The sequence below is a fragment of the bacterium endosymbiont of Bathymodiolus sp. 5 South genome (assembly GCF_900128535.1).
Taxonomy (GTDB): Bacteria; Pseudomonadota; Gammaproteobacteria; order PS1; family Pseudothioglobaceae; genus Thiodubiliella.
The window spans coordinates 1-10,840 of the sequence record NZ_FQTR01000069.1 but is presented as its reverse complement, the minus strand read 5'-3'; the positions used below and the strand labels follow the sequence as shown (position 1 = coordinate 10,840).

General features: G+C 36.4%; 8 protein-coding genes. 4 read left to right on the top strand and 4 right to left on the bottom strand.

Features of this window, described 5'->3' with window-relative positions; translation table 11 throughout:
* The first annotated feature begins 835 nt into the window (after positions 1-835).
* The 4 genes from BBROOKSOX_RS07170 to dinG are packed head-to-tail and all read left to right on the top strand — an operon-like array spanning position 836 to position 4,833.
* On the top strand, positions 836-1,165 hold the full coding sequence (locus tag BBROOKSOX_RS07170; protein ID WP_139660527.1) for a hypothetical protein: 330 nt from the start codon (positions 836-838) through the stop codon (positions 1,163-1,165).
* 14 nt (positions 1,166-1,179) lie between these two features.
* Positions 1,180-1,797 (top strand): 23S rRNA (uridine(2552)-2'-O)-methyltransferase RlmE, encoded by a 618-nt coding sequence (gene rlmE, locus BBROOKSOX_RS07165; RefSeq protein WP_139660526.1) that lies wholly within the window; start codon positions 1,180-1,182, stop codon positions 1,795-1,797.
* A gap of 6 nt (positions 1,798-1,803) precedes the next feature.
* On the top strand, positions 1,804-2,775 hold the full coding sequence (locus tag BBROOKSOX_RS07160; protein WP_139660525.1) for a polyprenyl synthetase family protein: 972 nt from the start codon (positions 1,804-1,806) through the stop codon (positions 2,773-2,775).
* On the top strand, positions 2,776-4,833 hold the full coding sequence (dinG, locus tag BBROOKSOX_RS07155) for an ATP-dependent DNA helicase DinG (protein ID WP_139660524.1): 2,058 nt from the start codon (positions 2,776-2,778) through the stop codon (positions 4,831-4,833). It begins immediately after the preceding gene.
* Between the two features lie 172 nt (positions 4,834-5,005).
* On the opposite strand, the gene BBROOKSOX_RS07150 is transcribed toward dinG, so the two are convergent.
* The 4 genes from BBROOKSOX_RS07150 to BBROOKSOX_RS07135 form a co-directional block, all read right to left on the bottom strand.
* Positions 5,006-6,181 (bottom strand): HlyD family efflux transporter periplasmic adaptor subunit, encoded by a 1,176-nt coding sequence (locus tag BBROOKSOX_RS07150; protein WP_139660523.1) that lies wholly within the window; start codon positions 6,179-6,181, stop codon positions 5,006-5,008.
* A complete protein-coding gene (locus tag BBROOKSOX_RS07145) occupies positions 6,178-8,292 on the bottom strand; it encodes an ATP-binding cassette domain-containing protein (RefSeq protein ID WP_139660522.1) in 2,115 nt (704 codons plus the stop codon). The genes BBROOKSOX_RS07150 and BBROOKSOX_RS07145 overlap by 4 nt, the downstream gene beginning before the upstream one ends.
* Before the next feature lie 15 nt (positions 8,293-8,307).
* The gene (locus BBROOKSOX_RS07140; RefSeq protein ID WP_180323901.1) at positions 8,308-9,549 is read right to left on the bottom strand and encodes a TolC family protein; all 1,242 of its coding nucleotides are present in this window, start codon (positions 9,547-9,549) and stop codon (positions 8,308-8,310) included.
* Positions 9,550-9,766: 217 nt separating this feature from the next.
* The coding region (locus BBROOKSOX_RS07135) for an IS5 family transposase (protein WP_257607799.1) at positions 9,767-10,840 on the bottom strand (1,074 nt) is incomplete at its 5' end.

Below are 10,840 nucleotides of genomic sequence, written 5' to 3'. Positions count from 1 at the left end.
AAAGAAACAAAACTAGAGCGCAACTTATTGCCATGAGTCACAATCTTAAAACTGGGATGAATATTTTTAAACAAATGCGAAGTCTAGGGGATTGTTACGCCCAATGAGTGGGAGAGGGCTAAATAGAGAAATAAAGCAAGAAAACAGCTGGGAAAATAAGGTTTTTTTGGACTTTATGAAAAAATACAGATAGTTTTGAAAATATTTTTGAAAAAAATCTAAAAATTGAAATTAGGGTGGAGAATTATGAGTTATGCAAAAGTCTCTTATAATTTTATTGGTCAGTTGATTTCTTTCAAAATCACTGAAGAGTGTATCACAATTTTTAAATAAAAAAATAGATATTTTTATGTAAATATGAATATATTAAAAAAACTATAAATCATTGAAATTAAATGCAAAAAAAACGAGTATATTGAATGTTATAATCATCAAATATTTCACATAATTCTGAGGTAAAAAACCAATAAATATGTACCAATAAAGTATAAAAATAAACCATAAAAAGAAGGTGATGCTCTGATATAAGAAATTTTAAAAAATTGCTAGAAGTTTTATGGTAATATATTCTGAACGAATCTAATATCCTTAAGATTATTGATAATTCAGCTAATAAGGTTGATATAAAAGTTAGTGATAATGATTTTATCAAGAGATTGCACAAACAGAAAATAGTGTAAATTATTATATTTACGGGAATGCTACCTCTACAGCACAACTGTGAATAAATCAAGATTTGGTGATGATTTAATAATGACAATTGTCTTCATTGTTTCTAATCATCGCTTTGTTATTTTTTAAACCTTAAACTAATATAGAGACCTTTACATACATTATGAAAAAACTAAATTTAATTATTACCCTGATTATTATTTCCATTTATAGCACAGCACATGCGCTAACTTCTACTGCTGTTTGTAAAACAGGAAAAGACCCGAAAACTTCAAAATCAATCTATTTTTCTTGTTGTTACAATCAGCAAGCATCTACTTATAGTCACTGGCTGCCCTCATTGGAAAATAACAAAGTCTGCGAGGTTTATGGCGGGTATGGCGCAGGGAATTGCGAATTAACAGGAAGTCTTCCTTTAGTAGAAAGAAAGACGCTAGTAAGTTTAGAAGATCAGTGTAAAAAGATTGGATATCCGTATATTTCTAGCCCTTAAAACAATAATTCTATATGTCAAAAAAAAGCTCCTCTGGGCGTTGGATGTCCGAGCATTTAAGTGATGAATATGTAAAGCGCTCACAAAAAGAGGGCTACCGCTCACGGGCAGTTTACAAACTAACTGAAATCAATGATAAAGACAAATTTATCAAATCTGGTGATGTGGTATTGGACTTAGGCGCCGCTCCTGGTGGCTGGAGTCAGGTTGCAATTAAAATGGTTGGCAAAAAAGGACAAGTGATTGCCAGCGATATTTTGGATATTAAACCCATTGATGGTGTGGATTTCCTGCGCGGTGACTTTACTGAAATTGAAGTGTACGAAGCCTTACTCGCACTCACAAAAGGCAAAAAAGTTGATACAGTGCTGAGCGATATGGCGCCAAATATGAGTGGACAACTCTCTGTTGATATTCCAAAATCTATGTATTTGTGCGAATTAGCACTAGATTTGGCAATAAAGACACTCACACCACAAGGTTATTTCTTTGTTAAAGTCTTTCAAGGTGTGGGCTTTGATGAATATGTCAAAGCCGCTCGAGCGGCTTTTAACAAAGTGGTGATTCGCAAACCTAAGGCATCACGCGCGCGCTCTAAAGAGGTATATCTATTAGCCAATAGTTTAAAATAAACACCTATGAAAACCTTTGAAGATATTCAAAATCTAATTCAAGACGACATCAATAAAACTGACCAAGTATTGATTGAACATCTGGGTTCTGATGTGGCACTTATCAATCAGATGAGTGGTTATATTATTAACGCTGGCGGTAAGCGCTTGCGTCCGTTGTTGTTGTTGTTATGTGCACGCGCCACCAATTACCAAGGTGAGCATCATCATTTAATGGCAGTAGTGATTGAACTCATTCATACCGCTACCTTATTACACGATGATATTGTCGATGAGTCTAAGTCACGCCGTGGCAAAGAAACTGCCAACGAGGTTTGGGGTAACGCTGCCAGTGTACTGGTAGGTGATTTCCTTTATTCTCGTGCGTTTGAGATGATGGTTAAATCTGAGTCAATGCGCATTATGACAATTCTATCTAAAGCCACTAATGAAATTGCACAAGGTGAGGTTTTACAACTGCTGAATTGTCAAAATGCCGACCTCACTGAAGAAGAATATTATCAAGTCATTGAACGCAAAACAGCGGTATTATTTCAAGCAGCAACACAAATTGGTGGACTTTTATCAAATGTAGATACGCTACAAGAACAAGCACTAAAAAATTATGGCTTGCATCTGGGCAATGCCTTTCAAATTATTGATGATGTGTTGGATTACCAGTCTAATGCTCAGACTATGGGTAAAGAAGTGGGTGATGATTTAAGCGAAGGTAAAACCACACTACCAATAATTTATGCACTCAAAAATACAGTTGCTAAAGACAGACAACTGCTAGAAGACGCCATTAATAACGCAGACAATTCTAAAATGGAACAGGTTCTTGATATTTTACAATCAGTGAATGCTTTTGATTACACCCGTAAACAAGCGCAAAAATCAGCTGACCTTGCAAAAAAATCATTAGACTCTTTACCGGATTCTAAATATAAAGAAGCGCTCATTTTGCTTTGCGAGCTATCCTTACAAAGAAAATCTTAAATGCTTTCTGACGAGTTAAAAGCCAAAATCCGTGATTCGTTTATTGCGTTAAAAGAAGATATGGATGGCTTTCAAGTGCGTGGCTCGCAAAACAAAATGATTGCAGAAATCTCCAAAACGCTAGCTGGAGAATACCAAGATAGCAACAAAATTCTATGCGTAGAGGCGCCAACCGGCACAGGCAAGACTTTTGCTTACCTGCTCAGTAGCATCCCCATTGCTAAATTCAGCAAAAAAACGCTGATTGTTTCTAGTGCAAATGTTGCCTTACAAGAGCAACTACTATTAAAAGACTTGCCCGAAGCACAAAAATATTGCACAGTGGATTTTGAATACACACTAGCCAAAGGGCGTTCTCGTTATGTGTGTATTCGCAATTTGATTAATTTAGCACAAGATAATGCCAGTGAAGAGCTACCACTTAACACCGATTTATTATTTGACGAGCCGCCTAACCAGTATCAATTAAGAGAATTAAACTACTTACACGATGATTACTGTGCAAAAAAATGGAATGGCGAGATTGATGATTTAACCAAAACGCCTGAATATACACTGTGGCAAAAAATCGCCTGTAATCGTTTCACTTGCACTGTGAAAAACTGTGAATTTTATCAAGACTGTGCTTTTTTTAAAGCACGAAAAAAAATCGCCCAAGCTGATGTGATTATTGCCAATCATGACTTGGTATTAGCAGATTTATCAACAGGGAATACAGTGCTACCTGATGTGGCAGACAGTATATTTATCTTTGATGAAGCACATCATCTAAATACCAAAGCCTTATCGCACTTTTCTCTGAGCACCAATACCGAATTTATTAAAAGTAGCATTCGTCAAGCCAAAGGACTTAGTGAACAAATCGCTAAACTCACCGAACAAGAAGTCATTGAAATTGACATTGAGCAAATAGACAACTACTTAAAAGACTTGGCTGACTTATTAAAATCGCTATCTTTTGATGAAAATGTATACCTATTTAATCAAGGAAAAGTTGATAGTGGTATTGCTGAAATTAGCACGCAACTCAACACCTTAATTGCCCAAGCTCTAAACAAATTTATCGTCTTAAAAAAATCATGGGAGGATTACTTAAAAATAAAGCCTATGGATAAACATATTGCCAGCCCACTCAATAATTCCCTTGGCGAATGCGAACAACATTTAATCAATATTGTTGAGCTGTTCTTATCATTTTTAAAAACTGATGATGACGCTAAAAAATCGCCTTATTCTCGCTGGATTGAAAAAAATATCTCTAATAAAAAGACCAACTATAACCTTTGTAGCGCACAAACAGATATCTCTACCAACTTAGATACTCTAATTTGGTCTAAGGCAGCAGGCTGTGTCTTGACCTCTGCCACGCTATCTTCACTAGGTAGTTTTGATAGACTTAACAGACAACTGGGTTTAACGAAAATTGACAATCAATATTTGCGCCTACCATCGCCTTTTTCTTTTGAACAGGTAGATTTCATCATTGCCAAATTTAAAGCCGCGCCTCAACAGGTCTACGAGCACACACAAGAAGTTGCTACACAACTGTTGCAGCGTATTGATTCCAATCAAGGCACACTGGTATTGTTCGCCTCAAACAAACAAATGCAGATGGTGGCAGACTTAGTTGAAAACAAGATTGAGCCACATTTATTGATACAAGGCGAGTTCTCCAAAAAAGCAATTTTAGAAAAACACATCAACTTGCGACAACAAAACCAAGGTAGCGTGATTTTTGGACTGGATAGTTTTGCCGAAGGCGTAGACCTCAAGGGCGACAACCTTACTCATGTGATTATCGTAAAACTACGCTTTAATGTACCCACCTCGCCGATTGATAAGACGCTAGCAGACTACTTAGAATCGCAAAAACGCAATCCATTTATGGAAATTTCCCTACCTGATGCTTCACTCAAGCTCATTCAAGCCTGTGGTAGATTGATTCGTACTGAAACCGATACTGGTAAAATCACCATTTTTGATAATCGACTTGTCACCAAATTCTACGGCAAACAACTTCTCAACGCCCTGCCCAATTACAATATAGTCATTGAATAATTTACCACTAAAAGATCAACCCAATCAGAATAATTCGCCCTAATTTGTAAGCGCTTTTGATGCACTCCTTAGATTACCATGATGGCTTATACGCATTAACCTGCGTGATAAGTAAAGAAAAAATCAGTGAAAAGCTACAACTAAATTCAATCAACTTAAACCCAGAAAAAAATTACTGCTCGTTAAGCGCACCACTAAAACCTCGTGTAATTGGCTTGGTTAAATATCTAAACAAGGAGCGTGTCCCGACTTTAATATCAATCGTACCAGACATTCCTAATTTAACCTTAATTTTTCTAGATTTTGCATTACCCTCATGCTCTGGACCTTGTATCTCTACATTCACTTGATAAAAAGTAATTTGCCTACCTGAGGGGTCTTTATCTAGTAAAGTGTCAGAACTGATATAAGTTACCACACCCCTTAAACCGCCAAAAATCGTATAATCAAATGCATTCAATTTAATCGTAACAGGCAGTCCAAGTTTAATCCGACCAATATCAATAGGATTGATTTTTGCCTCTAAAATAACGCCACCTTGAGAAGGAGAAATTTCCATTAATTGATCACCAGACCTAAGGACGCCACCAACAGTTGTCACTTTTAATTCCTTCACCACACCAGAAACAGGTGAGCGAATATCGGTATATTCCAAAATACTTTCTTGTTCTTTAAGTTTATGCAAGTTTTTGGCAAGATCTCCTTCTAATCTTTCAATCTCACGAGAAGATTTTTCGTAATATTGATTTTTGACTTCCATAATCTTACGCTTAAACTCTAAACGCTTTTGCTTTGACCTTAAAGCCTCTAACTCACTTACATCACCCATTTTAGCCAATGCTTGCGTCATCTCCCACTCTTTGTTGGCAATGTCAAAACCCTCTTCTAATACGCCAACCTCTTGATTTAAAGAGCGTTTTTTCTGCGCATAAAGCGCTTGCTGTGCATTAATAAAATCAGGATAACTTTGTGTTAATTCGTCAAATACGATGGGTTTTCCCAATACCTCAGCACTTGCTCTTGCTAACGCTGATTTTAAATAGGCAACTTGAGATCTAATCTCATAATAACCAGCCTGAGCCCTATCTTTCTCAAGTGTTGCAAGGAGTTCTCCTTGATTAACTTGATCGCCCTCTGATACCAGCAACTTAGACAAAACACCACCATCAGCAACTTGAATAATCTGGGTATTTCCATTTGCCACAATACTACCTTGAGAACGCACAGTCTCATCAATATCAAACAAACTCGCCCACAACAAGAAACCGACAAAACCACCCAATAGAATATAACTAACAGAAAATGAATGTTCAATTTTTAACAAAATAGATTCTAATTTTATGGTCATTTCTGTTTTGCCCCTCCAGAAAGCTTTGCGATAATCTCATCTTTTGGACCATCCATAATCACTTGATTCTTATTAACAACAATTAACCGGTCTATCAATTCTAACATTTCCATTTTATGTGTGACTAACACCAAGGTGTCTTCTGGGGTTAGTATTTGTTTAAATAAATTAATCAATAATCTTTCTAAATTTTTATCAACTGAGGCAGTTGGCTCATCAAGTAGCCAAAATTTAGGAGATCGTAAAACCACTCTTGTTAAATTAACCAGTTGTTTTTGACCACCAGAAAGCCCCATTCCCCCTTCAAATATCTCTCGCTCTAAACCTTTTTCATGGCTTGTAATCACACTATCTAACAACCCTGTCATTTTGGCAACTTTTAAAATCTTGTCATCTCCTGGGTCAACCAAACCTAAAATCAAGTTCTCTCTGAGTGTACCTTTAAACAAACGCCCCTCTTGTTGCAGAAATCCAATTTTTTCAGCTAACATGGGTTTAGAAATATGTGCCAAATCAATATCGTCTAGCAAAATTCTACCGTGATTTGGTTTATACATACCGCTCAACAGGCGCAACAAGGTTGTTTTTCCAGAGCCAATTGGACCTAGAACTGCAATTTTCTCACCAGGTTTAATGGTTAATTCTGGCAACACGAGTGCCACTTTTCCATCATAATTAAATTGCGTCTTAGGCTCAATATAGAATTCTCCACGCAAATTCTCCAGAACAATCGGCTGCTCTATATCGTCATGATCACACTTTAAATCCCAAATAGCATCTAAAGAGCGGATCGCTGATTTGGTGTTAGCCCATTGCACTAAATGAGAAGGAATTTGCGCAACAGGCGCTAAAATTCTACCTGATAAAATCGAACAAGCAATCAAACCACCCATTGTTAAGCCGCCATCGCCAATTAATAGTGCACCTGATGCCACCATCAAAATAAAAGATGACTGCTGAAAAAGAGCAACCATATATTGAGATTGATCTGTCATGCGCTTCATCTCTAAATCATAACTACGCCCTTGGTCAGTCACATTCATCCAATTAGACAGCATGCGCCAACCGCCTTGGCCAGATTTAATTGTCTCTGCGCCTTCTACTGATTCAACCAATAATCCAACTTTAAGATTCACTGATTCATTAATGTTATCAGCAAGCGCTTCTATTTTTTTATGAAAATACAAGCCAACAGCAGTTGCAATCACAAAAAATACCACGGGTACTAACGCCAAATAACCGCCAATCAATAAGATTAAAACTATGTAAAACAATACAAAGGGCACATCAACAATCAAGTAAGTTGTAATTGCTGATAGAAAATTTCGCACTGATTCATAACCTCGCATTTGAGACGCTAAACTTCCTACACTTTTTGGCAATTGATCCATTCTCAGCGATAAAAATCGCTTATAAACATCTCTAGATAAGCGCCTATCAACACTTTCAATGAGCTTTTCATACAACCCTGCACGCACTAATTTAGCAACCAACTCTAGTCCAATAATAAAAAGTATACCAATGGTTAATACGAGCAAAGTTTGTTGTGCACCTGTTGGCACCACACGATCATAAATTTGCATTGAATAAAACGCACTAGTAACAGCAATCGTATTGATCAACACACCAGAAATTGAAGCATCAATCAACCACTTTTTATGCCTAATCAACTCTGATTTAACCATTTGAAAAATTCGACTACTATTTGCATCAAATTTTTTCTTAAGCTTTAAAGAAAAAATCTCATAGTCATTAAAATCTTCAATAACAACTTCCAACCAAGTGTTGCGTTCAATTGAAAACCATTCAGAAATCCATTGTTCTTTACTGTTAATGGTTTTTAAAATACCCCATTTTTTTTCAATATTATCAAATATTAATAACGGCAAAAACGAAGGATCATCAACAAATTTAAGTTCTTTAGGTTTGTGTACTAATAATGCCTGACAAATATTTTGTACTATTGAAAAATTAGCAAGACCTTCTTTAACTTCATCTTCAATAACTTGTTGTAATTCAGCACGGTCAAAACGCGATCGTTGCATTTGCGATAGACGCTGAAAAGTATTTAAGAGTATTTGTTTAACATCGTTGTTTGTATTTGCTATCATAATTTTTACTATATACTAAATTGCACCAACACCTTTAACGCGTATCATCAAACGCCAACTAACTGATAAAGACTCTGCAACTACATCTGCAATCTGAGATTTTAACTGCGCTACTTCACGGATAGAATTCATCACATCTTGCCATTGTTTTCTACCTGCTAAAAATTGTCGATACCATGACTGTTGTATTTTTTGTGCTGCCAATAGAGCAGATCCTAGCAGTTTATTTTGTTTAGATAATGACTGATACGAAAGCCAATCACTTTCAAATTCTGTAATTGTTTTTTTGTTCTGAGTCTCTAAATCAAGCAAAATAGAATGCTCCTCTAATTTTGCCCTCTCAATTTTAGAGAGTATACTTAAACCTGCACCAAAACTGCTAGAGAGTTCAAGAAAAATACGGTTTTCAGTATCGGCATTAATAATATTGTGATTACCCCATTGCCTCTCAACTCTTAAATTAAGCTGTGGAGATAAACTAGATTTTACTTGTTTATAAGTTGAATGGCTCTCTTTAACTCTTTCTGATAATTCTTTTAACTTTGGATCAATTCCAAGTGTTTGACTAAGTAATACTTTTTTCACACCATTAACCACATAATTAGTTGAAATACTTTCAATTAAAAGATCTATATTTAAAGACTCGCCAACCAACTCTTCTAACTGCAGTAATGCCCTTTGATGTTGTGTAATAGCAGAATTTAAATTGGCGCTTACTTGCAATAGACGACTACTGACTAATGACAAATCAATTTCAGGGGAAAGCCCTTGTTCAATGCGACGCACAATTCTTTTTTGTAAAAGTTCATGTTCTTGTTTACTGACAGAAAATGCTTTACGCTTTAAATGACTACTATACCAAGCACTATAAGAACGGATCACATTAAATGCCAATTGCCTTCTTGCAACAAGCAAGATAGACTTACGAATACTCAGTTGCGCCTGAGCCTTTTCCATACCTGCATCAATTCTGCCTCCTGCCCAAAGTGTTTGATTAAGCCCTAACTTAATAACTTTATCATCTCCAGAATAACTTAGATCTGTAGTTGTGGCATTTACTCGACTTATTGAAACGCTTGGTGTTGGGAAATACTGCCATTTTGCCGACTCAAGACCTTTTTTTGCAGAAGACAGCAAAGAGGCGCTTGATTTAATTGAAGGGTGATAGTTCAATGCCTTATGAATCAAACCATTCAAACTATAATTATCATCTTTTGCATTAACACTCAGACAAAAACTGCTTAATAAAAATACCAATAAACACCTAAAAAACATGAAAAAAAAACCCCCCAGTAAAAATTCACTCTATTGTAATCTAAAATATGTGTAAAAACTACAGACATAGTACAAAGATTATTTTATATGATAATTGTCAGAAAATGCTACAAAAAACAACCTCTCAACGCCCTACCTAGTCGCCCCTTAAAAACCACTCCAAACAAACCAAAACCACCCATTTTTCCAACCATCTAAATCAACAAAACTGCTTTTTATCCAGTACCGCAAAAAACCTTAGGTATTTTACAAAAAATAAACCCAGTTTTTGCCAAAACAAAAAAATAGTGGCTATTACCAGCCATTTTTTCAAATTCCAAGCACAGGCAGCCATTAAAACATTAATCTCATCACCAACTTGCCCTTTGAGCAGGTTTCTAGAAAGTCTAAAATCCGATTTAAGATGTCCGATAATCGGCTCAATCGCCGCTCGTCTTTTACACAGTTTGCGCTTTTTGTCTCGTTGATAACGATTGTCTCGCTTAAGGGCTTTTTTAGGCAAGATGATGTTTGCACCGAGCACTACCTTTGCACCAACATAGCCTCGGTCGCATACCGCTTGTTTGATGGGTTTGTTTCTATTGCTGTTAGCATGGCTTATGGCAACAGTTAAAGTTTTTGAGTCATGAATATTTTTATCATGACTGGCTACGCCAACAATGATGTTTGTGTCTTTGGTTGAGACGATTGAGACTTTATTGCCATACTCGTATTGCTTGTGGTCTTTGCCTTTGGCAATGACATACACATCAGGCTCGTGTAATGAATAGATTTTGTTCTTATCTTTGGGTTTTTGAGCAAGCACACGCTGATAAAACAAGAAGTGCTTTTGATAAGTTTCAAACAACAGATATTGTGGCAGTTTGCGTTGCAATTCTCTGATGAGCTTGTTGGCAATAGTTCTCAGGCGAGTTAAAGCTTTTTTAGCTTTGGCACGCTTTTTAACATGGCGGAAGTGACGAATGCTAAGGCGGCAGTTTTTAACCTCTTTAACATAGGTTCTGCGTTGTTGAATGCCATGACGCTTTGCCAGCTTGTTAAGGCGATTGATGATTTTAATGGCAAGTTTGGCATCAGTGGGGTAGGTGATGTTTTTTTCTTGTACGGTGGTGTCAATCAATACGGTAGATTCTTGGGCTTGTTTACCATGCAAGGCAACACTCATTTTAAAAATAAGATTAAAACCTTTAACGCCTATACGCTTCCTAAAGTGCACCAACTCGGTGGCATTACAAGGCATACCTGGCATATAGTTTGAGTAGCCACAGAAGTA